At 62.7% G+C, this 24,471-nt stretch carries 24 protein-coding genes; 13 read left to right on the top strand and 11 right to left on the bottom strand.

The genetic code is table 11. The features are described from left to right. Window positions 1-136: 136 nt before the first annotated feature. The gene (locus ACYG9V_RS30690; RefSeq protein ID WP_460222061.1) at window positions 137-1,741 is read right to left on the bottom strand and encodes an ABC transporter substrate-binding protein; all 1,605 of its coding nucleotides are present in this window, start codon (window positions 1,739-1,741) and stop codon (window positions 137-139) included. A gap of 363 nt (window positions 1,742-2,104) precedes the next feature. Here ACYG9V_RS30690 and ACYG9V_RS30685 point away from each other — a divergent pair, with 363 nt between their 5' ends. Further along, complete coding sequence (locus ACYG9V_RS30685) at window positions 2,105-3,295, top strand: Xaa-Pro peptidase family protein (RefSeq protein WP_352463297.1); 1,191 nt, start codon at window positions 2,105-2,107, stop codon at window positions 3,293-3,295. Between the two features lie 179 nt (window positions 3,296-3,474). Here ACYG9V_RS30685 and ACYG9V_RS30680 read toward each other — a convergent pair whose 3' ends face one another. From ACYG9V_RS30680 to ACYG9V_RS30670, 3 genes are read right to left on the bottom strand one after another with little or no spacing between them, the layout of a single operon-like run. Then, window positions 3,475-3,891, bottom strand: coding sequence for a cupin domain-containing protein (locus ACYG9V_RS30680; RefSeq protein WP_023669853.1), 417 nt, complete (start codon window positions 3,889-3,891; stop codon window positions 3,475-3,477). Continuing rightward, window positions 3,888-4,751 (bottom strand): phosphoenolpyruvate hydrolase family protein, encoded by an 864-nt coding sequence (locus tag ACYG9V_RS30675; RefSeq protein WP_023828299.1) that lies wholly within the window; start codon window positions 4,749-4,751, stop codon window positions 3,888-3,890. The genes ACYG9V_RS30680 and ACYG9V_RS30675 overlap by 4 nt, the downstream gene beginning before the upstream one ends. Window positions 4,752-4,764: 13 nt before the next feature. Continuing rightward, a complete protein-coding gene (locus ACYG9V_RS30670) occupies window positions 4,765-5,958 on the bottom strand; it encodes a Tm-1-like ATP-binding domain-containing protein (protein WP_352762651.1) in 1,194 nt (397 codons plus the stop codon). A gap of 111 nt (window positions 5,959-6,069) precedes the next feature. On the opposite strand from ACYG9V_RS30670, the gene ACYG9V_RS30665 reads away from it, so the two are divergent. The 8 genes from ACYG9V_RS30665 (at window position 6,070) to ACYG9V_RS30630 (ending at window position 14,131) form a co-directional block, all read left to right on the top strand. Then, complete coding sequence (locus ACYG9V_RS30665) at window positions 6,070-6,753, top strand: TetR/AcrR family transcriptional regulator (protein WP_352762650.1); 684 nt, start codon at window positions 6,070-6,072, stop codon at window positions 6,751-6,753. Window positions 6,754-7,055: 302 nt separating this feature from the next. Beyond that, complete coding sequence (locus ACYG9V_RS30660; protein WP_031205525.1) at window positions 7,056-8,168, top strand: ABC transporter ATP-binding protein; 1,113 nt, start codon at window positions 7,056-7,058, stop codon at window positions 8,166-8,168. A gap of 46 nt (window positions 8,169-8,214) precedes the next feature. Beyond that, the gene (locus ACYG9V_RS30655; RefSeq protein WP_023728574.1) at window positions 8,215-9,648 is read left to right on the top strand and encodes an ABC transporter substrate-binding protein; all 1,434 of its coding nucleotides are present in this window, start codon (window positions 8,215-8,217) and stop codon (window positions 9,646-9,648) included. Between the two features lie 80 nt (window positions 9,649-9,728). Further along, a complete protein-coding gene (locus ACYG9V_RS30650) occupies window positions 9,729-10,790 on the top strand; it encodes a carbohydrate ABC transporter permease (protein WP_023835039.1) in 1,062 nt (353 codons plus the stop codon). 3 nt (window positions 10,791-10,793) lie between these two features. After that, entirely contained in the window at window positions 10,794-11,732 is a 939-nt protein-coding gene (locus ACYG9V_RS30645; protein ID WP_023728572.1) for a carbohydrate ABC transporter permease, read from the top strand. A gap of 1 nt (window position 11,733) precedes the next feature. After that, on the top strand, window positions 11,734-12,822 hold the full coding sequence (locus tag ACYG9V_RS30640) for an ABC transporter ATP-binding protein (protein WP_023733630.1): 1,089 nt from the start codon (window positions 11,734-11,736) through the stop codon (window positions 12,820-12,822). Further along, window positions 12,819-13,259, top strand: a complete 441-nt coding sequence (locus ACYG9V_RS30635) for a hypothetical protein (protein WP_023728570.1) — start codon at window positions 12,819-12,821, stop codon at window positions 13,257-13,259. The genes ACYG9V_RS30640 and ACYG9V_RS30635 overlap by 4 nt, the downstream gene beginning before the upstream one ends. A gap of 53 nt (window positions 13,260-13,312) precedes the next feature. Next, on the top strand, window positions 13,313-14,131 hold the full coding sequence (locus tag ACYG9V_RS30630) for an ABC transporter ATP-binding protein (RefSeq protein ID WP_460222060.1): 819 nt from the start codon (window positions 13,313-13,315) through the stop codon (window positions 14,129-14,131). A 27-nt stretch (window positions 14,132-14,158) separates the two neighbouring features. Here ACYG9V_RS30630 and ACYG9V_RS30625 read toward each other — a convergent pair whose 3' ends face one another. Then, window positions 14,159-14,569, bottom strand: coding sequence for a DUF4437 domain-containing protein (locus ACYG9V_RS30625; RefSeq protein WP_352762746.1), 411 nt, complete (start codon window positions 14,567-14,569; stop codon window positions 14,159-14,161). 217 nt (window positions 14,570-14,786) lie between these two features. Continuing rightward, window positions 14,787-15,134: a GFA family protein gene (locus ACYG9V_RS30620; protein ID WP_023669842.1), complete on the bottom strand. Its 348-nt coding sequence runs from the start codon at window positions 15,132-15,134 to the stop codon at window positions 14,787-14,789. A 116-nt stretch (window positions 15,135-15,250) separates the two neighbouring features. Between ACYG9V_RS30620 and ACYG9V_RS30615 the strand changes: the two genes are divergently transcribed. Then, complete coding sequence (locus tag ACYG9V_RS30615; RefSeq protein WP_023692019.1) at window positions 15,251-16,546, top strand: amidase; 1,296 nt, start codon at window positions 15,251-15,253, stop codon at window positions 16,544-16,546. A 22-nt stretch (window positions 16,547-16,568) separates the two neighbouring features. On the opposite strand, the gene ACYG9V_RS30610 is transcribed toward ACYG9V_RS30615, so the two are convergent. The 5 genes from ACYG9V_RS30610 to ACYG9V_RS30590 form a co-directional block, all read right to left on the bottom strand. Then, window positions 16,569-16,946 (bottom strand): hypothetical protein, encoded by a 378-nt coding sequence (locus ACYG9V_RS30610; RefSeq protein ID WP_023692018.1) that lies wholly within the window; start codon window positions 16,944-16,946, stop codon window positions 16,569-16,571. Between the two features lie 3 nt (window positions 16,947-16,949). Next, a complete protein-coding gene (locus ACYG9V_RS30605; protein WP_023686626.1) occupies window positions 16,950-17,930 on the bottom strand; it encodes an NAD(P)-dependent oxidoreductase in 981 nt (326 codons plus the stop codon). 85 nt (window positions 17,931-18,015) lie between these two features. Beyond that, on the bottom strand, window positions 18,016-18,732 hold the full coding sequence (locus ACYG9V_RS30600) for a FadR/GntR family transcriptional regulator (RefSeq protein ID WP_023686625.1): 717 nt from the start codon (window positions 18,730-18,732) through the stop codon (window positions 18,016-18,018). Between the two features lie 2 nt (window positions 18,733-18,734). Continuing rightward, entirely contained in the window at window positions 18,735-19,904 is a 1,170-nt protein-coding gene (locus ACYG9V_RS30595; RefSeq protein WP_352762648.1) for a mandelate racemase/muconate lactonizing enzyme family protein, read from the bottom strand. 9 nt (window positions 19,905-19,913) lie between these two features. Further along, window positions 19,914-20,801 (bottom strand): sugar phosphate isomerase/epimerase family protein, encoded by an 888-nt coding sequence (locus tag ACYG9V_RS30590; RefSeq protein ID WP_352762646.1) that lies wholly within the window; start codon window positions 20,799-20,801, stop codon window positions 19,914-19,916. A 399-nt stretch (window positions 20,802-21,200) separates the two neighbouring features. Here ACYG9V_RS30590 and ACYG9V_RS30585 point away from each other — a divergent pair, with 399 nt between their 5' ends. The 3 genes from ACYG9V_RS30585 to ACYG9V_RS30575 all read left to right on the top strand — a co-directional run bounded on the left by ACYG9V_RS30585 (window position 21,201) and on the right by ACYG9V_RS30575 (window position 24,439). Continuing rightward, the gene (locus tag ACYG9V_RS30585; RefSeq protein WP_023726430.1) at window positions 21,201-22,256 is read left to right on the top strand and encodes a sugar phosphate isomerase/epimerase family protein; all 1,056 of its coding nucleotides are present in this window, start codon (window positions 21,201-21,203) and stop codon (window positions 22,254-22,256) included. A gap of 18 nt (window positions 22,257-22,274) precedes the next feature. Continuing rightward, window positions 22,275-23,462 (top strand): Gfo/Idh/MocA family protein, encoded by a 1,188-nt coding sequence (locus ACYG9V_RS30580; RefSeq protein ID WP_352762645.1) that lies wholly within the window; start codon window positions 22,275-22,277, stop codon window positions 23,460-23,462. A gap of 125 nt (window positions 23,463-23,587) precedes the next feature. Next, window positions 23,588-24,439, top strand: a complete 852-nt coding sequence (locus ACYG9V_RS30575; protein WP_023683013.1) for a sugar phosphate isomerase/epimerase family protein — start codon at window positions 23,588-23,590, stop codon at window positions 24,437-24,439. Window positions 24,440-24,471 lie beyond the last annotated feature (32 nt).

Below are 24,471 nucleotides of genomic sequence, written 5' to 3'. Positions count from 1 at the left end.
TACGCGACAGCGAAGCTGCTGATCTCCCCCCTTGCGGGGGAGATGTCCGGCAGGACAGAGGGGGGTGTGATGAAACGCGGCCCTACGCCATGCCTTCACACCAATTTCTTTGCGAACTTTCATCCGCGCAAATGTGTCACGATTCCAGATAGGTGTCCGCCCAGTTCGACACCGCCCATCGCGGGTTGTTGGCGATGTTGCCCACGGTATCGCGCGCGACGCTGATGAAGCTCCATTCGGCGACGTTGATCAGCGGCAGGTCCGCCGCGACCTGTTTCTGGAATTCCTTGTAGAGGTCGGTGCGCGCTGACGTATCCAGCGTCTCCGAAGCCTTGGCGATCAGCGCGTCGAGCGCGGCGTTCTTGTAGCCGCCCTGGTTGGAGAACGGCACGCCGTCGGGAATGCCGCTCTGCACCAGGATGGTGGTCGAGATCGCCGGGTCGCCGCGGAACACCGGCGGGCCGACGGCGAGGTCGAAGGTGTGGTCGGTGTAGACGGCCTTGATGTGCGCGGCCGAGTCGTTGTTGACGATCACGGCGTCGATGCCGATTGCCGCCAGCGCCTGGCGCAGATAGTCGCCGAACTGCTTCGTCTCGTTGAAATAGGGTGCCGGCAGGAGTTTCAGCGCAAAACGCTTGCCGTCATCGGCGCGCTTGTACCCCGCGTCGTCGAGAAAGGCGTTGGCCTTGGCGACGTCGAATGGATAGATCGGCACGTCGGCAGTGTAGAATTGCGGATCGTTCTTCGGCACCGGGCCGGTGGCGGTGGCGGCATAGCCGAGGAACACCGTCTTGACGACGAAGTCCTTGTCGATGGCATGCGCGATCGCCTGGCGGACCTTCACGTCGGCCAGTTCCTTGCGGCGATGGTTGATCTCGACGACGAGCTGATAGGTCAGCCCCTCATAGCCCTTGGAGATCACCTTCAGGCCCGGCACCTTGGAGATGCGGTCGAGATCGGCGAGCGGCACGGCGGAGAAGGCGGCGAGCTGGATCTCTTCGGCCTCGAGCGCCGCTGCAGCCGACGTGCGGTCGGGCAGCACCTGGTAGATGATCTCGTCGAGATACGGCTCGTCCTTGGCCCAGTAATCCGCATTCCTGGTCAGCTTGTAATACTGGCCGGCCTTGTATTCGCCGAACTTGAACGGTCCGGTGCCGATGGGTGCATTGTTGGCCGGGTTGTCCTCGATCTTGCCGACCTCGTAGATGTGCTTCGGCACCACGCTTGACAGCGCCGGCAGCGCGTTGCGGATCAGCTGGAACGGCGTTGGCTTGGCGAATTTGAAGACGGCGGTCAGATCGTCAGGGGTGTCGACGCTGGCCAGATCCTTGAACACGGTGCGGCCGAGATTTTGCAGCGGCTTCCAGATCTGCAGCGCCGAGAAGGCGACGTCGGCCGAGGTGAACGGCTTGCCGTCATGCCACTTGACGCCGTCGCGCAGTTTGAAGGTCACCGACAGCCCGTCGGCAGCACCTTCCCAGGAGAGCGCAAGGCGCGGTTCCAGTCCGTCCTTGCCTTCGAACGAGGCTTCGGCCAGCGTTTCGACGATCTTGCTGGAGATGAAGAAGACGCCGTTGGAGGCGACGATGGCGGGATTGAGGTTGCGCGGCTCGGAATCGGCGGCAAGCACGAGGCGACCGCCCTTCTTCGGCGTCTGCGCCCAGCTGAATGTGGGCATGGCGGTGGAGGCCAGCAGTAAAACTGAGCCGCCAAGCAGCGTGCGTCTGGAAATATCCGACATGATCAACCTCCGTCCTCTCCGCGACCAGATGGGCGCACCCCTCGAAGCTGGCGGCACCCGCCAGCATCCTCGCGGCGATTATGGCCCTTGCCAAGGGTTTCGCCAGAGACGGAATTGGCGCATCTTTGCTTGGCTTTGAAATTTTCGTCCTCTGGACCAGTTTTAGAGGTGGCCCTTTCATTCTGGTATTCTGGTAGGACCAGATTGCCTTAGTGTGCAGCAATGACGAGTGGTGACAGCCTGCCGAAGCAATCTAACCTGTTTCTGGCTGGACCAGAGTTAACGAAATGGTGCAGATTTGATCGAAGCCAAGGGATTGGACGCAGTACGGCCGACGATCCCACTGATATCAGGGAGAGAAAGATGAACATCGCCCCGGGCAAGAGCGCCGTCAGCAATATCCCGTTCGATCAGGTGAGGGTCGACCGGCTGATGGAAGAGGCCGGCATCGATGTTCTGCTCGCGACCTCCAAGCACAACACGCAGTATCTGCTTGGCGGCTACAAGTTCATCTTCTTTGCCGCCATGGATGCGATCGGCCATAGCCGTTACCTGCCTATCGTCCTCTATGAAAAGGGCGGGCCCGGTCATGCCGCCTATATCGGCAACCGCATGGAAGGCGCCGAGCACCAGAACAGCCCGTTCTGGACGCCGACGCTGCATGCCGCCTGCTGGGGCACGCTCGATGCTGCCAATCTTGCGGTCGAGCACATCAGCAAGATCGGCAAGGCCGGCGCCCGCCTCGGCATCGAGCCGGCCTTCCTGCCGTCGGACGCCTATGCGCTGATCCGCAAGGCGTTGCCGGATGCCAGGCTGATCGACGCGACCGGCATGCTGGAGAGCATGCGCGCCATCAAGACGGACGCCGAGCTGGAAAAGCTGCGTATCGCCTCCGAGCTGATCACCGATTCCATGTTGGCGACCATCCGGTGGGCGCATGAAGGCACGACCAAGGCGGAGATCATCGAGCAGCTGCGGTGTGAGGAAACCAATCGCGGCGCGCATTTCGAATATTGCCTGCTGACGTTGGGCGCCAGCCACAACCGTGCGGCGTCACCGCAGGCGTGGAAAAAGGGCGAAGTGCTGTCGATCGATTCCGGCGGCAATTATCACGGCTATATTGGCGATCTCTGCCGCATGGGCATTCTGGGCGAACCGGATGCCGAGCTTGAGGATCTATTGGCCGAGGTCGAGACGGTGCAGCAGGCGGCGTTCTCGAAGGTGAGGGCGGGCACCATCGGCGGCGACATGATTTCGCATGCCGAGGGTGTGCTGAAGGCCTCCAAGGTCGCGCACTACACGGATTTCTTCGCCCACGGCATGGGCCTGATCACGCATGAGGCTCCGTTCCTGATGACCAACCATCCGGTGACCTATGAAGGCACCTATGCCGCCAAGCCGCTGGAGACAAACATGGTGCTGTCGGTGGAGACGACCATGCTTCACCCGACGCGGGGGTTCATCAAGTTGGAGGACACGTTGGCGGTGACGGATGCGGGATATGTGATGTTTGGGGATCGGGCGCGGGGCTGGAATAGAGGTGGGGCTTTATAGAACGAAGGCCGGCGCCGCCCCTCATCCGCCTGCCGGCACCTTCTCCCCGTAGAACGGGAGAAGAAGGCAGCTCGGGCGATTGGCGAAATCGCCGATGAAAGCATCTTTCTCCCGGTCACTATACGGGGAGAAATGTCCGGCAAGACAATGAGGGGCGGCGCTACCCCTGGAGGAAATCATCATTTCCCCGCCGGGATCAACCTGAAATCCGGCAACTCCCGCAGCACCAGTTCGGGTCCAGCCGGCGAATAGACAACGAAGAGCTGCATCGGCCCATCGCCCGTGTTCAGCGTCGAATGGAAACGGCTTTCCGGCACATAGATGGTGCAGCCGGGGCCGACCTTGGCGACGACCGGATTGCCCTCCTCGTCCTCGACCATCTGCTCGCCATTGCCCGAAATAACGAAGATGATCTCTTCCGCGCCGGGATGGTTGTGGCGCGTGTGTCCCTTGCCTGAGGGCAGGTCGACGACACCGCCGGAAAAGCGCTCAGCGCCATTCACTTCAGGCGCCACCGTCAGCGACAGCTTGCCCCAGTCAAAGCCGAAGGCGCTCACGTCCTTCGGGTATACGAATACCTTGCTCTTGTCGGTCATGATCTCATCCCCTTCTTTTTCTTATGGTCGTGCAGCATGACGGCCTTGAAATCCGCCGTCTGCCTGGCGATCGCGGCTTCAGCCGGCAGCCGTTCCATCGAACTCGCGCCATAAAAGCCGTGCAGGCCCTTGCAGCGGTCGAGGATGTAGCGGGCATCATCCGGCATCGAGATCGGCCCGCCATGGCAAAGCAGGATGACATCCTTGCGCACCGAGCGCGCCGCGTTGGCGATGACGTCGATCTCGACCACGCAGTCGTCGAGCGACTTGGCCGACGTGGCTCCGATCGAGCCGCCGGTCGTCACCCCCATATGGGCAACGACGATGTCGGCGCCGGCTTTTGTCATGGCGCGCGCCTCGTCGGGGTTGAAGACATAGGGCGTGGTCAGAAGATCGAGCTTGTGCGCCTCGGCGATCATGTCGACCTCCAGCCCGAAGCCCATGCCGGTTTCCTCAAAACTCTGGCGCATGCTGCCATCGAACAGGCCGATGGTCGGGAAATTCTGCACGCCTGAAAAGCCCATCGTCTTCAGCTCGGCAAGCAGCAGCGGCATGATGACGAAGGGATCGGTGCCGTTGACACCGGCCAGCACCGGCGTCTTTTTGACCACCGGCAGCACCTCATAGGCCATTTCCTTGACGATCTCGTTGGCGTTGCCATAGGCGAGCAGGCCCGCAGCCGAGCCGCGCCCGGCCATGCGATAGCGGCCGGAATTGTAGATGATGATGAGGTCGATGCCGCCGGCTTCCTCGGCCTTGGCCGACAGGCCAGTGCCGGCGCCGCCCCCAACGATGGGCACGCCGTCGGCGATCATCGCCTTGAACTTCTTCAATATGTCCTTGCGCGGTATTGCGGGCATTTGTTGGCTCTCACTATCTGGCGATGTCGAGGAAGGCCGCGGTTGCGGCTTTGGCAAATTCCGGATCGTTGATGTGCAACGGCAGGCGTGAGACCCGGCGCGCGGCGTTCGGCTTGATGGTGCGCTCGACGGCATCGAACAGCACGGCGTCGGCTTCGGGGTCGAAGAAGGCGCCGCCCTCGATGTCGAGTGCCGAGACGCCTTTTTCGGGGATCAGGAAATGCACAGGGCCCTCGCAGCGAGCGAGCCTGGTGCCGATCCACTCGCCTATACCGCGGCATTCATCCACCGTGGTGCGCATCAGTGTGACGTTGGGATTGTGCTCGTAGAACAGCCGGCCCCTAAACTTCTCGGGAATGGTCGGCGGCGCCCAGAAATTGACCATGTCCAGCGCGCCGACCGAGCCTACATAGGGCAGCTTGGTGCGGGCGATGGCGCCGAAGCGGTCCTCCGTCGCAGGCAGCACGCCGCCGAACAACAGGTCGCAGACTTCCGTCGTGGTGATGTCGATGACGCCGGCGAGCAGGCCCGAGTCCGCGAGCTTCTCCATCGAGCGGCCGCCGGTTCCGGTGGCGTGGAAGACCATGCAGTCGTAGTTGGCGCGCAGCTGGTCGGCGATGGCGGTCACGCAAGGCGTGGTGACGCCGAACATGGTGAGCCCGAGTGCCGGCTTGCCAGTGGCGACTGGCGCCGGCCTGGCGGCCATGCCGGCGATTGCCTGCGCCGCATTGTGCAGCACGACGCGTGACAGCCGGTTCAGTCCCGCCATATCGGTGACCGATGGCATCATGATGATGTCGGAGACGTCGACATAGGGCGCGGTGTCGCCGGAGGCGAGCGTCGAGACCATGATCTTGGGCAGCCCAAGCGGCAGCGCGCGCATGCCGGCAGTGATGATCGACGTGCCGCCGCCGCCGCCAATGCCGATCACGCCTGATATGTCGTCGCGCGACTGAATGAAACTGGTGAAGGCGGCGCCCATGCCGGCCACTGCCGTGCCGCGATCATCGATGCCGAGCACGCCACTGGCTCCATCCGGATGATGCGCCGCGACCTCGCTGGCCGGGATATCGACCGGCACGGTGGCGCCGCGCGTTCCGATGTCGACGCGGGCAACCGAACTGCCGGTGGCGGCAATAGCATCGGCCAGGAAGGCAAGTTCCTCGCCCTTGGTGTCGGCTGTGCCCACCACGTAGATGCGCTTCATCGCGTTTCTCCCGTCACCGGCCGACCGGCGCCGGGCCGCCTGTCGCCCTTTGCCGGCCTTTCGGTGGGCAAAGGTCATTGCAATTTTTTGAGACGCGCGTATCGTATTGACATGGAAGTCTCACGTCAACAAGCCGCTGGGAACGACGACGCCAACGAGGCTGCCGAACGCGGCCCGCGGGCCCGCACAAAACGGCTGATGCTGAAGACGGCGACGCGGCTGATGCAGGCGGGCGTCACCCCGTCTGTCAGCGAAGTCGCGGAGGCGGCGCAAGTGTCGCGCGCCACCGCCTATCGCTATTTCCCCAGCCAGGCAGCCCTGGTGCAGGCGGTGGTCGACGAGGGGCTTGGGCCGATCCTGACCTGGCAATCGACGTCCACCGATGCCGGGCGCCGCGTCGCCGAACTGTTCGACACCGCCATGCCGCGCATCGAGGCTTTCGAGGCAACTTTCAAGGCGGCGCTGAAACTGTCGCTCGACCAATGGGCGCAGCGGCAGGCGGGCACGTTGGACGGCGAACCGCAATTTACGCGCGGACATCGCGTCCAGCTGCTGAAGGACGCCATCGCACCGCTCAAGGGCCGGCTGCCGCCGCGCGAGTTCAAGCGACTGGCGCAGGCGCTGTCGATGATGTTCGGCGTCGAAGTGCTGATCGTGCTGAAGGATATATGGGAGCTCGATAGCCGCGGCATGCGGTCGGTCGCGCAATGGGCGGCGGGCGCGCTGGTGCGCACGGCGATGGCGGAATCAACGGCTGAAACCGATGCGGCCCTGCCAGCGGCATCGGCGAAATAGCGCCAATCTGGTTCGACCAGATTTGAACGACCACTACTGATGTTAACCAGGATGTAGATGCCGAAACAAGGCTCTCCTATATCAAGGAGTAGGAAAATTAAGGGAAAACAGTCGGATACATGAAGAATCCGGTTATGCAAGCTCCGATAGCGATCCAAGAAAGAGCTTGACGGCTATCCAAAATTGGTAATACCAGATTAGGAAAGAAAAGGCGGATCGAGAATGACAGCCGCAGTCCATTTCGGCAGGGCGAGGAGAATCATACGGATGGCGCGTGTTCCGTCCGCACGAGGTGGCGCATCGTGACGCAGACGTCGCCTCGCGCCAGTGACGGCAAGGGGATTGCGCTGCGCCTCGATGGGCTCAGCAAGGCCTATGGATCCGTGCGCGCCATCAACGACCTGAGCTTCGCCGTCGACGAAGGCCGCTTCTTCGTACTCTTCGGGCCGAGCTCCGTTGGCAAGACGACGACGCTGCGCACTATCGCCGGCCTCGTCCAGGCCGACTCCGGCACGCTTGAGATCGGCGGCCGCGACATGGCCCATGCGCCGATCGCCGGCCGAGGCATCTCGATGGTCTTCCAGTCTTTCGCGCTTTACCCCCACCTCACGGTCTATGACAATCTCGCCTACCCGCTGCGCGAGGAGAAAGCCGCGCGCGCCGAGATTGACAAGCGGGTGAAAGAGACCGCCGAGATCCTGAAGCTGACACACCGCCTGAAGGCCAAGCCGGCAACCCTGTCCGGCGGAGAGCAGCAGCGCGTCGCGCTCGGCCGCTCCCTGATCCGCCGGCCAAAGATTCTTCTGCTCGATGAGCCGCTCACCAATCTCGACGCCAAGCTTCGGCACGAGACGCGCGCCGAGCTGAAGCGGCTGCACCGCCAGTTCGGCATGACCGTGATCTATGCCACGCCCGACGAGATCGAGGCTCTCTCGATGGGCGAGACGATCGCCGTCATGCGCGATGGGGGCATCGTCCAGATCGGCACGCCAGACGAGCTTTACGAGCAGCCGATCAATACCTATGTCGCCAGCAAGATCGGCTCGCCGCACATGAATCTGTTCACGGCCTCGGTGCGCGCCGACACCAGATCTTTCGACACGCCGCTCGGGACTCTGGTTCCGGCGACGGCGCCAAAGACTGCCGATGCCAACGAGGCCGCGCTGATCGGCATTCGCCCGAGCGACATTCGGCTCGCCGCCAAGGGCGAAGCCGGGGTTGCCTCGAAGGTGCATCTGGTCGAACCGCTCGGCGACATAACGATCGTCTCGGTCGAGGCCGGCGGCGAGATGTTGCGCATGGTGCTGCCGGAAGCGATCGCCGCCAGCATCAGGACCGGCGATTCGGCATCGATCGCCATCGATAACAGGAAAATCCACGTCTTCCGCGCCGCGAGCGGCCAGGCAATGACCTGACTCGAACGGCGAGAAGCAATCCGGTTAACCAAGGGAGGAAACGCGAATGACGGCGATGACCAAACTGAAAGGGCTAGCGACAGCCGCAAGCTTCGCTGCCACACTACTGGTGGGAGGCGTGACCTATGCCTCTGCCGAAGAAGTGACGTTGACGATGGCGGTGCCGGATTGGCCCCCGACCCGCATTATGAAGAAGTTCTTCGACGAGCAGTACAAGCCGAAGTCTGGCAATACTGTGAAGCTCGATGTGGACTTCATTCCGTGGCCGGATTTCTACACCCGCGTCAACGCCTCGTTGACCTCGGGCGAAAAGAAGTACAACTTCATCGTGTCGGACTCGCAGTGGCTGGGCGCCTTCGTCGAAGGCGGCTACTTCCGCAAGATCAACGATCTCATCGATGCCGACCCGGAACTCAAGGCGACGATGGAGTCGATGCATCCCGCCGTGCTCAACGCCTACTCGACCTATCCCAACAGCACGCCGAACTACTACGGCTTCCCGCAGTTCCCGGACGTGCTGGTCACCTACGGCCGCAAGGACGTGCTCTGCAACAACGACGAGCAGGCCGCCTACAAGGCGAAGTACAATGAGAAGCTGCCCTGCACCGGCGAAGAAATCGACGCCATGGACTGGAACACGTTCGAGCATGTTGGCGAATTCTTCCAGCGCAAGAAGGGCGACAAGCTCGCCGGCCAGGTGCTGGATGACGATTTCTATGGCATCGCCTATCAGGCAGGCAAAGGCTACGACTTCTCGACGAGCTCGGTCCACACGTTCGTCTGGGAGCATGGCGGCGGCATCTGGGATGAAACCAAGGCCCCGACCGGACATGCCGAAGGCGTCGTAAACTCCCCGAAGTCCATCGAGGGCATGGAGCATTTCCTCAAATTGCTGAAGTTCATGCCGCCGGTGGTCAAGACCGGCACCATGGACATCTTCGTCTCGGACCAGTTGTTCCGTGAAGGCAAGGTGGCCATGAACATCGACTGGATCGGTCTCGCCGAAGCCTCGCTCGATCCCAAGACGTCGAAGGTTGCCGACAAGCTGGTGTTCGGATTGGCGCCAGGCCTGCGCGGTGCCGACGGCAAGGTGAATCGTACGTCACAGATCGGCGGACAGCCTTTCGTTCTCACCACCTGGACGACGCCTGAGCAAATCAAGGAAGCGGTTGGCTTCGTGAAGTGGTGGCTCTCGCCTGATATCCAGCACCAGTTCGCCGCCGGCGGCGGCCAGTCCGCGATCAAGTCGGTCTACAGCGATCCGAAGTATGTGACCTATCGTCCGTGGGACCGCGCCTGGGCGAACTCGCTCGACTGGCAGAAGGACATGTGGCACGTGCCGCAGTTCTTCGAACTGCTCACCCAGCAGCAGGACCAGTACGACCTAGCCATCACTGGCAAGCAGGACGCCAAGACCACCTTGGATAACATCGCCAAGTTCCAGGAGGACCTCCTGAAGAACGATGGTCTTATCCAGTAACCTTCCGACATAGCTGCGGGGAGCGGGCAAAAGCCGCTCCCCGTCATTGCCACTTCAGGCGCTCCATATTTCGGACTCCCATGACCGCTGTTTCAAGCACGCTGCTGACACCACGCCTTACCGCGGTTGTTGCCCACAACTGGAAACTCGCCATCGCTGTCGCTGTCGTCGTGTCGGCCATATCAATGGCGGGCTTGCCTGCGGCTGTCTCCTTCTGGGTGGTGGGCGCCGCGGTGGCGTTGGTCGCGGCCGCATTTACCGTCAACGCGTATCGCCGCCACTACTTCGGCGCCTTGCTGGTCGCTCCGGCAATCGCCGTTCTGTTTGTGATGAATATCTTCCCCCTGCTGTGGTCGCTGGGCCTTTCGTTCTTCGCCTACCAGGCAAACCAGCAGACGATCCGCTTCGTCGGACTCGGGAACTACATCCGGATCCTTACCAACGATCTCGCTGCTCACGCGACTTGGGGCGCGCTGATCAACACCGCCATGTTCGTCGTGTTCACCGTCTCCGCGCAGATGATCGTCGGCTTTCTGCTGGCCATCCTGTTCGCCAAGCAATTTCCGCTGCGCAAGTATTTGTTGATCCTGGTGCTGACACCGATGATGCTTTCGGTTGTCGCCTCTGGCGTGTTCTTCACCTACTACTATGACCCGACATTCGGGATTCTCAGCTACGTCATCAATTCCATCTCCGGCAACCAGTTCATCCTGATGAGCAACAAAGTCGGTGCCGTGGCGGGAATCGTTTTCGCCGACGCATGGATGTGGTCGCCCTTCGTCATGCTCCTTGTGCTGGCGGGCCTCGTCTCGGTGCCGAAATACCTTTACGAGGCCGCTGCCATCGACCGTATTTCCAGCTGGCGGCAATTCTGGATGATCACCTTCCCCTACATCCGCGGCCTTCTGATGTTGGCCCTTCTCTTCCGCACCATCGAGGCATTCAAGCTGGCGGATCTCGTCATCCTCCTCACCAAGGGCGGCAACGACACGCTGACGATCTCCTATCACTTGATCCGCATCGCCAACGAGCAGAACAAGACGAGTGAGGGCGCGTCGATCTCCTATCTGATGCTGTTCATGGTGATCGTTCTCACCAACCTCTACCTGTACCTCGCAAACCGCCGTACGCAGGGAGCCTAACCCGTGACCGAATCGATATTGGGAAAGCTCGGCTTCCGCAGGGCCAGCGGAGTAGACGAGGCCGGCTGGGGGCGGACGCTCGCCGTGGCCGTCGTCGCCTTTATCTATTTTCTGCCGGTGCTGTTCATCATATTCACCGCCTTCAAACCGCAGGGCGACGCGCTTCTGGTGCCTCCGACGCTGTCGCCCACGTCGCTGTTCGGCTTGATTCCGGATCATTTTGTGTTCAAGCCCACGCTCGAAAATTTTGGGTCCGTCTTTTCTCGCTCGATGACGTCGGGCGGTGCCCCGGAAGCGACAGGATTCGACCGTTATTTCTTCAACTCGATCTTCATCGCCTCGGCTTCGGTGCTGCTGGCGCTGGTCATCGGCACCCTGGCGGCCTTCGGCTTCTCGCGCTATCCGCTGAAAGGCAATGACACCTACCTGTTCATCATCCTGACCACGCGCATGCTGCCGGCGATTGTGGTGATCATTCCGGTGATCCTGATGTTCCGCGTAGTGGGCCTGTCGGGCTCGTATCTCGGCATCATCATGCTCTACACCGCCTTCAACTTGGCCTTCACCATCTGGATGATGAAGAGCTTCTTCGATGAATTGTCGCCAGACGTCGAGGATGCCGCCCGCCTCGACGGATCGTCCGGAATGCGGGTGTTCTTCAAGATTTGCCTGCCCCAGGTCATTGCCGGGCTCGCCGCCACGTTCGTGTTCGGCCTGATCCTCACCTGGAACGAGTTCCTCTTCGCCCTCTTGCTCTCGGGGCCTGACACGAGGACGGTCCCGGTCGCCATGAACCAGGCCGTGTCGTCGGGTGGACGCGGCACCGACTGGACTTTGCTTGCCGCCATCGAAACCCTGTTCCTCGTCCCAGTCTTCCTGGTCACCTTCTTCTTGCAAAACCATCTGTTGCGCGGTGTTACCTTCGGCACGGTGAAGCGCTGAGATGTCAACCATCGAACTCCGCAAAGTCACCAAGCGCTTCGGCTCCTTCACCGCGGTCAAGGACGTTGACCTGTCGGTGGCCGCCGGTGAGGTCGTCTGCCTTCTCGGCCCGTCCGGCTGTGGCAAGACGACGACCTTACGCGTCATCGCCGGGCTGGAAAGCGTCACTGACGGCGAGGTCGTCGTCGCCGGCAAGGTGATGAACAAACTGCCGCCCGAAAAGCGCGACATCGCCATGGTGTTCCAGTTCTACGCGCTCTACCCGTCGGCATCGATCGCCGAGAACATCGCCTTCCCGCTCTATCATGACGGCATTTCCGGGGCTGAGCGGACTGCCCGCGTCAACCGCGTCGCCGCGATCCTTCACTTGGAGCACGTTCTCGACCGGCTGCCGAACCAGATATCCGAGGGCGAAAAGCAGCGCGCCGCCATGGCCCGCGCCATCGTCCGCGACCCCAATTGCTTCCTCTTCGACGAGCCCTTGTCGCGTCTCGATGTCGAACTGCGCCAAACCATGCGTGGCCAGATCAAGGAAGTGCTGCAGGGCCTCTCCAAAGCGACCGTGATCGTGACCCATGACCAGCTCGAAGCGCTCACCATGGCCAACCGCATCGCCATCATGAAGGACGGCCTGATCGAGCAAGTCGGGTCACCGCACGAGGTATTTGCCAAGCCCGCCAATGCTTTCGTGGCGAGCTTCATCGGCACGCCGCAGATGAATCTTCTCGAGGCCGACCTCAAGGCCTTCGCCGATGGCACGGCGGACATGACCGTGGCCGGCATTAGTCTGGCGATCCGCACGGACGCGGCGGTCGCGCGCCTGCAGCCCGGCAAGGTGACGATCGGTGTCCGCCCCCGTGCTTTCACCGTGACCGATACGGGGGACCGTGGCACCATCTCCGCCAGAGCCGAGCTCATCGAGCCCATGGGCGCCGAAACCCTTATTCATGCCCGCACGGCGGCAGGCGCCGACATCCGCGTCGTGGTGACGAGAAGCCAGTGGGTCAAGGTCGGCGAGGCGCTGAATCTACGCCCCGATCCCAGGCAAACCCATGTCTTCGATGGCGCCGGAAAGGCGGTGCGGTCATGAGCGACAGTTCTTCCGGCATGAGCCGCGCCGGCGCGTTCCGCCTCGAGCTCTTCATCATTGGCCTCGGCGTCTTGGCGCTGGTGCTGATCTTTCAACCCTTTTCCATCGGCCTGTACGCGGTCGGCAGCGGTCTCGTGGTGCTTGCCGGGCTCATCAACAACCTGCTGCCGTTGGCCCAGCCGGGCGTCAAGGTGCGCAGTGTGGTGACCGTAGCGCTGGTCGTGGCGCTGGTCTTCTGCATTGCGCTGCTGGTATCGATCACGGCGGCGCATCTCTACGGCGTCTTCTTCCTCAATCCACCGGACCCCAACACTCTCGCCGGCAAGGCGCAGCTCGCCACGCCGCCTTTCTACAAGCAGGCTTTCGTGTGGGAAATCGCCGCCGCGGCGGTGATTCTCGCGCTGATCGTCACCGCTCTCAACAAGACAGCGCGATGATCAGCAGCTGACGCTATCCGGCAGGTCGCGCTCGCGCCCGTCCGCGACGGTCGGTGTGCGTCGCCCTCTCAACTCTCACGCCGTCATCCTCCGGCTTGACCGGAGGACCCGACGCCGAGATCAAGGATCGTGTCGACCGCGCCGCCAAAACACTCAGGATCGAACATCTGCTCGACCGCAAGACCGACCGCCTTTCAGGCGGCGAAATGCAGCGCGTCTCTATCGGGCGCGCCATCGTGCGCAAGCCGCGCGTGTTCCTGATGGACGAACCGCTGTCGGCGCTCGACGCCAAGCTGCGCGAGGCGCTGCGCACGGAACTGAAGAACCTGCAGATCCAGTTCGGCGCCACCTTTCTGTTCGTCACTCACGACCAGATCGAGGCGATGTCGATGGGCGACAAGGTGGGCGTGCTCAACCATGGCCGCATCATCCAGACCGGCACGCCGCACGAGATCTACAACAATCCGCGCGATACCTATGTGGCCAGCTTCGTCGGCTCGCCGCCGATGAACCTGATCGATGGCAAGCTGGTCAACGGCCGCGCGGTGATGGCGCCGCTGAATTTCGAACTGCCTTTCTCTGGGGGTGCCAAGGCGGGCGGTGCGACCGACGGTCGCCCGCTCGTCTTCGGTATTCGACCTGAGGATGTGTATCTTGAAAGCGGTGCGCCGGTCGAGGCACGCGTCCACGATGTCGAGAACCATGGCGTGGAAAAGATCCTGACTCTGCGGGTCGGCGACACGACGCTGCGCGCCACGGTGCCGGCCAGAACCGATGTCCAGATCGAGCAGCCGGTGCGCTTTGCCTGGAATCAGGACAAGGTGGTGCTGTTCGACAAGGGCAGCGGCGTGAGCTTGCGGCACGCCAGCTAGTTGCGGTCGAACGACGGCGCCGCCTGACTATTTCTGGAAGTAGGTCTCGTAAGGCGTATCGTTGATCAGCAGGATCACGCACTCCGTCTCTGAGAGGCAGGCGTCGTCGTGCATCTCGTTGGCCTTCTGGGTCCAGTAGGATCCCGGCGGCAATTCGACCTTCGTCGCTTCGCCGCCGTCCATTTGCCAATGCGCCCACAGTCCCTTGATGACCACCGCGCGATAGTCGGCGGTGTGCGCATGAACCGGCGCGCGCCAGTTGCCGGGAACTTTCAGCAAGGTGCCCGCCGGGCCTTTGGCCCGGTCACGCCACAACGGGCCAAGGCGATGCGGCTGGTCTGGCACTTCGGCGACATAGGGGATCTTGTCGGCCGGGAGATAGCTGTCCTCGAGGGCATAGGCGCGAGCGGGAAAGACGCAAGAAACGGCGAGCGCCAGAAACGCGCCGTCTTCGGCGGCCTGGTGGTCGACAATGCCGGTGTGGCCAGCGCCTTCGCCTATTGTGGCGCTGCGACCTTGCTGGCGGCGATCGTTGTGTTCGCGCGCGGCCCTAAGCGCGTCGAATAGCCGATAGCCATCCTTGGCTGAAGCAGCGGGCCCGAGAACTATCAAGGCTTTCGGGGCGTTGCTTTTGTGGTGAGAGGCCACCGTAGGGTCAGACCGCGCGGCCGTCGAAGTCGAAGACCGGCAGGCCGGTGGGATCGAAATCGGCGACGCAGTTGAGGTTGATGTAGGCGCTGCGTTCGCTGCCCTGACTGACATCCTCGGCAAAGGGATGGATGCCGCAGGTGCGGCAGAAGCGATGCGCCATTGCATGATTGCCGAATGTGTAGGTGCCGAGATCGTCGCCCCACGCCAGCACCGTCAGGCTGTCATGCGGGATGGCGGCCAACAGCGCGCCCTTGCGCGAGCAGATCGAACAATTGCACCGCACGGCGCCGGTCAGCTGCGCCTTGAATTCGAACGCAACCTTGCCGCAGTGGCAGCTGCCTTTGTACAGCATCAGTCCCTTCCTATCGCTGGCAGGTGCAAAGGCACGCTGTCCGGGCTATTCCTTCCGCTGACCTAGCGGCCCATATGCCTTAAAGACGCTCCACCTTGACGGAATCCGACATCGACATGCAATCAATCCGCGATCGTCTCGAGATCATCCTGTCACGTCTTGCCAGTTGCGCGGCAGGCGAGAAGGTGTTCACCAAACTCTATGCCGAGGCGGCGCGCGCAGCGGCCGAGGCCACCGATGCGCGCAAGAAGGCCGGCGTATCGCTCGGGCCGCTCGACGGCACCATCGTGTCGATCAAGGATCTGTTCGATGTCGCCGGCGAGCCGACCACGGCCGGGTCGCTGATGCTGAGGGACACCGCGCCCCGTCGGCACGACGCTGCGGTCGTCAGCCGTCTGCGCCAGGCCGGCGCCGTCATCATCGGCAAGACCAACATGACCGAATTCGCCTTCACCGCTATCGGCGACAACATGCACTACGGCACACCGGGCAATGCCGCCGACACCAGCCGCATTCCAGGCGGTTCGTCGTCGGGCGCCGCCGTGTCCGTTGGCGAGGGGACGAGCGACATTTCCATCGGCTCCGACACCGGCGGTTCGGTGCGCATCCCGGCATCGCTGAACGGCGTCGTCGGTTTCAAGCCGACGGCGCGGCGCGTGCCGCTGACTGGTGCCTATCCCCTTTCCGCGACGCTGGATTCGATCGGGCCGCTGGCGCTGAGTGTTGCTGCGTGTGCCCTGGCTGACGCCGCGATGACGGGCGAGCAGATGCCGCAACTGCCCCTGCCGTTAGCGCTTGCCGGGCTTCGTGTCGGCATTCCGCGCGGCCTGCTTTTCGAAGACACGGAAACGGAGATTGCCGCCGCGTTCGATCGCAGCCTTGCCGGGATCGAGCAGGCAGGCGCGTGGCTCACGGACATTTCGATCGACGACCTCATTGCCGATCTGCGCCTGGCCACCAAACGCGGCTCGATCGCGGCCATGGAAGGTTCTGAAATCCATGCCGACTGGCTGGCGACGGGCGCATCGGTGCCGGTCGATCCCCATGTCAGCGGGCCGCTGTCGCGGGCGGCGGCCATACCGACGCCGGTTTATATCAGGGCAATGCGTCGTCGCGCGGCACTGTGCATAGCCATGGACGAGCGGTTGGGTTCGGTCGATGTGCTAGCTCTGCCGACCACGCCGGTGACAGCGCCGACTATCGTTTCGATGGCCGAGGATACGGCTCTGCGTGAACGCACCGAAGGTCTGCTGCTGCGCAATACCCAGGTCGCCAACCAGTTCGACCTCTGCGCGATCTCGCTGCCGATGCCCGGCATGACGCTGCCGGCCGGACTGATGCTGGTGGCGCGCAATGGCCACGACCACCATCTGCTGCGCATCGCGGCTGAAGTCGAGCGGCTGCTCCGATAGGCAGCGAGCCGTAGGTCGGCAGTCAACGTGCCGCGCAGCGCTTGCGCTCGCTTTTCTTGGAGGAGCGTTCGATTTTGGTAACGACCAGCATCGGCGGATCGTTCGGCTGGCCGCGATGCTGGATCGATCCTCGGACGACGAGTTTTCCAGCATAAAGCTTGTCGGAGAGGTCAGGTGCCGATCTGTCCAGCGGCGGCAATTCCGTAGTGTTGAGCTCCACGCCTTTAACGACATTGCCGGTGGTCAGATCCAGCGCATTGCCTGACGGGCAGGGCGCCATCATGCAGACGATCCCATTGCTGCAATAGACATAATCGCTGCTTTGTGCCGCCGCGAGCGAAGGTAAGGCCACGATCGACGACACTGCGAGAACCAGAGATGCGAAGCGAAAACCGGACATGGTTCACGCGTCCGCCGGGAACCGTCTGCGGTAATGCTCGACCACGTCGGGATTGCGCAGATTGACAGGCAGCCGGTTGGCCAGCACCAGCAAGGTCTCGCCGGCCGCGCCCACGCCCATGCGCATCATCGATTGCTCGGTAATCCCCGCCATATGCGGGGTGACGATAACATTGTCGAAACCGAAATAGGGATGGTTTGCCGGCAGCGGCTGCGTGGCAAAGACGTCGAGTGCGGCGCCGCCAATCCGGTCTTGGCGCAAGGCCTCGATCAGCGCCTCGTCGTCGATCACCGGTCCGCGCGAAATGTTGATCAAAAGCGCGTCCGGCTTCATGCGGGCAATGCGTTCGCGGCTGATCAGGCCGCGCGTTTCCGGCGTCAGCGGGCAGCAGAGCACGATGATGTCGCTCTGTTCGATCAGCGCATCGATCGACAGGAAGCCGATCCTGTCGGGTGCCGGCTGCATGCTGCGGGTCGTCGCCACGACGTCGAGGCCGAAGCCGTGCGCGGCGATATGGGCGACCGCCTGACCGATGGCGCCGAAGCCGATGATGCCGATGGTCTTGCCGGCAAGCTCGCTGGCATGGCTGGCGTGGTCGCGGCCGGCATTCCAGCCCTTGGCGCGCAAGTCGCGGTCGACCGAACGGAAGCGCCGAAGCAGGGCAAGGGCCGCGAACATCACATACTCAGCGACGGAACGCGCATTGACCGCCGGCACGTTGGCGACCAGCACGCCGGCCGCGGCCGCGGCCTCCATCGGCACCATGTCGAGCCCGGCGCCGTGGCGGACCGCTGCTCTGAGTTTCGTGGCGTTTTCGAACAGCGACGGCGGCAGCGGTGCGCGAACGATGATGACGTCGGCATGCTTCGCCTCGGCGGTCAGCGTTGCCGCATCAAGCGCTGAGGCGACGACGAGTTCACCGGCGCCCGCCAGCATTGCGGAGGCACGCGGATGCAGCGTGTGCGTCGACAGGATTCTGGGCATGGGGCTCTCGCTAGTCGCAATTCTCAAAGGAAAGCGCCGCGCGCTTTTCCCAGAAAAACCGTTTCACACCTTTCCTGGAATTGCACTAGACCTTCTCAAGTGCCAGGCTTTGCGCTTGCGCCTCCCGGCCCTCGATGATCCCCTTCCAGTAGCTTTCCGCGCCTTGCAGGTGGGCGCTCATCAGCGCCTGGGCGAGATTGCCGTCGCGACGCAGCAGCGCCTCGTAGATCTGGATATGCTCGGCATGCGAGCGCACTGAGCGCTCGGGATCGTTGAAGTAGATCGGCAGCCGCTGCTCGCCCATCAGGTAATAGACACTGCAGATATTGTGGAAGACGCCGTTCTTGGTCGCCCGCACGATTTCGAGGTGGAATTCGCGGTCTTCCTTGGCGAGGCCTTCGCCGGCGGCGATGCACTCCTCCGAGGCTTTCAGGATCTCCCGCAGGCGTTCGAAATTCTCTTCAGTGGCGCGGGAACAGGCAAGTTCGGCGGCCTTTATCTCGTGGATCTTGCGCAGTTCGACGGTCTCGTAGATTTGCACCGGGTCGAGCGGCAGGCCGGCACGGGCAAACAGCGCCAGCGCCTCGACACTGGCCTGCCTGGTGTCGACATAGATGCCGGATTTGGCGCGGCGCTCGACGATGCGCATGGCCTCCAGAATGGCCAGCGCCTCGCGGATCTGGCCGCGACTGACGACGAAATGCTCCGCCAGTTCGCGCTCCGAAGGCGTGCGGCCGGTCTCCTTGTCCGAATGGGCGAAGAGATAGGCGGCGAGCTCGGCGAGAAGGTTCTTTTCTTTCATCGTCAACCGCGTTGCGCGTGCGCCTCCAGGAACCGCTCCGAAATGGTGAATCCCAGACCCGGCTTTTCAGGGATCGCTATCATACCGTCCCTTGCTTCGACAGTCTCTTCGATAAGATCGTGGATCATCGGGTTGGCGCCGATCGAATATTCGACGGTAAAACTGGCAGGCGAGGCCGCACAAACATGCAGGCCGGCGAAGAAGCATGGCGCGCCGGCCCACAGATGCGGGGCAAAGCGCAGATTGAAGGCACTGGCGATGGTGCCGATCTTCATCGCCTCGCTGATACCGCCGCAAAAGGCCGGATCCGGCTGGAAGATGTCGGCGGATTTCAGCACCGCGAGATCGCGGAAGGCGTAGCGCGTCGCTTCGCTTTCGCCGGTGGCGATCGGGATCGAACCCGAGGCGCGCACCTCGGCCATACCAGCCTTGTCGTCGGCGATAACAGGCTCCTCGAACCAGGCGAGGTCGAGATCGCTGGCCAGGCTGATGAAGCGCTTGGCCTCGGCCACCGTATAGGTGCCGTGCGCGTCGACCATCAACTCGACGTCAGGACCGAGCGCCTGCCGTGCGGCGCGGACGCGGGCGGCGGAAATGTGCGGGGCGCCGTCCATGGCGCCGACGCGCATCTTCAGCGCCTTGAAGCCGCCTTTGGCGATGTAGGATTTGAGCTGCTCGCCGATAGCGTCGGCGGCAGCCCAGCCGCCGGAGGCGTAGGCCGGCATGCGGTCGAGCTTGCGGCCGCCGATGAGCCGCCACACCGGCTGTCCCAACGACTTGCCCAGAATATCCCAGAGCGCGATATCGACGGCGCTGATTGCCGCAATGCTCATGCCGCGCCGCGCCAGCTGCGGCATGGCATGGCCGGCGCGCGCGGCACTGTCATGGCGCACGCCGTTGTAGAGCATCTCCCAGATCATGCCGATGTCGGCGGGGTCGCGGCCGATCAGCTGCGGCCCGACCTCGTGATTCAGCATGTAGACCAGCGCACCATAGCTGCCGGCGCTGCCGGCGGCGTTCTTGCCCTCGCCCCAGCCGATCAGCCCGTCGTCAGTCTCAATGCGCAGGATGGCGGCGTCGAACGTCGTCACCTGGCCAAAGTCGCTGCGATGCTGCTTCGCGGCCTCAATCGGCACGCGGACCCACCACGCCTGGACCGTTTTGATGCGCATCCCGATCGGCTACTTGATTAGCGGCAGCAGCGTTTCGGCCGTGATGCGCATCTGGTCGGTGTAGAATTTCTCCGTCAGCACGCTGGAGCCGTGATCCTGGATGAACTTCAGCTGTTCGGGAGAAATGTCGACCGGATTGCGCTCGACCATGTCGGGATAGGGCGCGGCGGGTGTGCGGTCGACTGGCGCGACAAATTCGTTCGTCAGCGCGCCGTCATAGCCGACTTCCTTCAGCGTCTGCACGATCCGTGGCCAATCAATCTGGCCAAGGCCGGCGGCAAAGCGGTTGTTGTCGGCGACGTGGAAGTCGAACAGCCGTTTGCCGACCTGACGGATCGCGTCATGGACGTTAAATTCTTCCATATGGATGTGATAGGCGTCGAGGCAGACGCCGCATTCGGGGCTGACCGCATCGGCCAGGGTCAACGCCTGCGCGCCGCGGTTGAACAGATAGGTCTCGAAGCGGTTGAGCGGCTCGACCGCGATCTTGACGCCGACCTTCTTGGCATGGGTGAAGCATTCGCGGGTGGCGTCGACCACCCACTTCCATTCCTCTTCCTCGGTGCCGTCCGGTACCACTTTGCCGACGGTCGCGGGCACCAGCGTTATGATCTCGCCATCAAGTTCGCTGACCATGGTCAGCACGTCCTTGACGTACTGCACCGAGCGTTCGCGCTGGCCCTGGTCCCTGGCGGCAAGGTTGCGTTCGCCCAGCATCAGCGTCACCGACCCCCAGCAGCGGATGCCGTATTCTTTCAGCAGCGCGCGGGTCTCCTTGGTCTTGTATTGCTCGGGCTCGCCGGAAATCTCGATCGACTCGTAGCCGAATTTCTTGATGCGCTTCAGCGTCACCTCCAACGGTTCCGCGCGCATCCAGTTGTGCGTCGAAAGATGCATGGTCTATCCTTCCCAGAATTCGTCTGTGCCAGTTCGCCTGCGACGCGCCCCACAAGGCGCGTCGCGTGTTTCCTCCCCAAGGCGCTCCAGCGTTTTTGCGCAACTGGTTCGACCAATTGGGCCCTAATGGAGGTCTACAGCAATTTTTGTCGCGCGGCAAGAACCGCCGCCATGCGATATCGACATCTGTGTACCGTATTGATTATGCTGGTATATATCGCCAAAAATGGAATGCCCTGGCAGCTTTGCGCGTGAGTCAAATGGCTTGACCCATTTTCGGTATTTGGTAATACCAGAATGCCGATACGAGAATGCACATCACGAGAGACCAAAGAGGCTGGCCCTGCTTTCATCAGACGCTATGCTTGGTCCTTGGAAAAATGAATTGGGAGGATGCCGATGCCGTCGACAATGAAGGGTCCGGGGCTGTTTCTGGCGCAGTTCGCGGGGGATACCGCGCCGTTCAATTCGCTGGCCTCGATCACCAAATGGGCGGCCGGTCTCGGTTACAAGGGCGTGCAGATCCCGACCTGGGATGCACGCCTGTTCGACCTCAAGAAGGCGGCATCTTCCAAGACCTATTGCGACGAGGTGAAAGGCATCTGCGCGGATGCCGGCGTCGAGATCACCGAACTGTCGACGCATCTTCAAGGGCAGCTGGTGGCGGTGCACCCGGCCTATGATGCCCAGTTCGACGGCTTTGCACCGCCTGCGGTGCACAACAACCCCAAGGCCAGGCAGAAATGGGCGGTCGAACAGATGGAGTTCGGCGCCAAGGCCTCGAAGAATCTTGGCCTGAAAGCCTCGGTGACGTTTTCCGGCGCCCTAGCTTTCCCGTACCTCTATCCCTGGCCACAGCGGCCGGCCGGGCTGATCGAGGAGGCCTTCGCCGAGCTCGGCACACGCTGGAAGCCGATCCTGGACGTCTATGACGAAAACGGCGTCGATGTCGGCTACGAGATCCATCCTGGCGAGGACATCTTCGACGGCGCAACCTTCGAGATGTTCCTAGATGCGGTTGGCGGTCACAAGCGCTGCAACATCAACTACGACCCGTCGCATTTCCTTTTGCAGCAGCTCGACTATCTCGAATTCATCGACATCTATCACGAGCGGATAAAGGCCTTCCATGCCAAGGATGCCGAGTTCAATCCGACGGGGCGGCAAGGCGTCTATTCCGGCTATCAGAGCTGGACCAATCGCGCGGGGCGATTCCGTTCGCTTGGCGACGGGCAGGTCGATTTCGGCGGCATCTTCTCCAAGCTTACCCAGTATGGCTACGATTCCTGGGCGGTGCTGGAGTGGGAGTGTTGCCTCAAGCATCCGGAGGACGGCGCGGCCGAAGGCGCGCCCTTCATCCAGCACCACATTATCCGGGTGACGGAAAAGGCCTTTGATGATTTCGCCGGCGGCACCACCGACAAGAAGATGCTGCGCGCCATGATGGGTATTTGAGACAAGCAGGAGAAAGACATGGTCGGCGCATCGAAGTCGGAAGCGGGGGGCGGCCCGATCCGCTATGGTATGGTCGGCGGCGGCCAAGGCGCCTTCATCGGCGCGGTGCACCGGATCGCGGCGCGCATGGACAATGACTTCGTGCTGGTGGCCGGCGCCCTGTCGGCCAGTCCCGAGCGCGCCAAGGCTTCCGCCGCCGAACTCGGTCTCGACCCGGCGCGCAGCTACACCTCCTATGCCGAGATGGCCAAGGCCGAGGCCAAGCGCCCGGACGGCATCGAGGCGGTGGCGATCGTCACCCCCAACAATGTGCACGTGCCGGCGGCCAAGGTCTTCCTCGAGGCGGGCATCCACGTCATCTGCGACAAGCCGCTGGCGACGACTTTGGCCGAGGCCAAGAAGCTCGCGGCCGTGGTTGAAAAGACCGGCAAGGTGTTCGTGCTGACGCACAATTACACTGCCTATCCGATGATCCGGCAGGCGCGCGAGATGGTGGCCAAGGGCCAGCTTGGCGACATCCGCATCGTGCAGTCCGAGTACCCGCAGGACTGGCTGACCGAAGATCTTGCCGCCACCGGCCAGAAGCAGGCGGCGTGGCGCTCCGACCCCAAGCAGGCGGGCGCGGGCGGCGCGCTCGGCGACATCGGCACGCACGCCTACAATCTGGCGCGCTTCGTCTCGGGTCTGGAGCTCGGTTCGCTGTCGGCCGATCTCGACGCTTTCGTGCCGGGGCGGCTGCTCGACGACAATGTCAATGTCATGCTGCGCTTCAAGCCGGTCGGCAAGGTGCATCCGGCCAAGGGCATGATCTGGGCGAGCCAGGTGGCGCCGGGCCACGAGAACGGGCTGAAGCTGCGCATCTATGGCTCTAAAGGCGGGCTGGAATGGGTGCAGGCCGATCCGAACTATCTCTGGTACACGCCGTTCGGCCAGCCCAAGCAGTTGCTCACCCGCAACGGCGCCGGCGCGCTGCCAGTTGCGGGACGCGTCAGCCGCGTTCCGTCTGGCCATCCGGAAGGCTATCTCGAAGGCTTCGCCAACATCTACCAGGAGGCGGCGCGGGCGATCCGCGCGGCACGCAAGAAGGGCGGCAAGCCGGGCAAGGACGTGGTGTTCCCGACCATCCAGGACGGCGTCGAAGGTATGGCGTTCATCGAGGCCTGCGTTAAGTCATCGAAGAAGAACGGGGCGTGGACGAAACTTTAGGGAGCGCCGGCGCCAAGTCTCTTCTCCCTTCGGGGAGAAGGTGGCCGCGAAGCGGCCGAATGAGGGCGCATGGTGCGAGATGCGAAAGAAACCAGCGCGCGCCGTCAAACGGGGAGGGGCTGTCGATGAAAATCGGCATGTGCATGTTTTTGTGGACGACTTCCGTGTCTAAGAAACACGAGCCGTTGCTGCGCGACATCAAGGCGACCGGCTTCGACGGCGTCGAGATACCGATCTTCTCAGGCACGCCAGAGGACTACAAGAACCTTGGCGATTTGCTCGACCGCATCGGGTTGGAGCGCACGGCTGTTACGGCGATGGGCGACCCGGCGATGAATTTGATTTCGCCGGATGCCGCGACCCGCAAGGCCGGCATCGGCTACATGAAATGGGCGATCGATTGCGCCCAGGCGCTCGGCGCGAGTACGCTGAGCGGGCCGCTGCATTCGACGCTCGGCGCCTTCTCCGGCAGCGGGCCGACCGCTGCCGAGAAGAAGCGCTCGATCGCCTCGCAGCGCGCCATTGGCGATCATGCCGGCAAGCGGAACGTTACCATCGGGTTGGAGGCGCTCAACCGTTTCGAGTGCTATCTGCTGAACACGATGGCCGATCTGTCCGAGCACGTCGATGCCATCGACCGGCCGCACATCAAGGCGATGTACGACACCTTCCACGCCAATATCGAGGAAGCCGACCCGATCGGCGCCTACATGAAGCACCGCAGGAATGTCGTGCACATCCACATTTCGGAGAACGATCGCGGCGTGCCGGGACGCGGGAACATTCCGTGGAAAGAGACTTTCGCGGCCATCCGCAAGAGCGGCTATGACGACTGGCTGACGATCGAGGCGTTTGGCAGGTCGCTGAAGGATCTGGCGGCGGCGACCAAGGTGTGGCGGGATTTTTCCGAGACGCCGGAGGCAGTTTATCGCGAGGGATACAGGCATATCAGGGATGGGTGGAAGCGGGCGGCTTAGCCGCTCACTTCCCTCATCCACGGGCGCAGCGG

The sequence above is a fragment of the Mesorhizobium sp. W016 genome, from assembly GCF_054719485.1.
The sequence above is the reverse complement of the archived record's forward strand: the minus strand, read 5'-3'. Positions and strand labels throughout refer to the sequence as shown.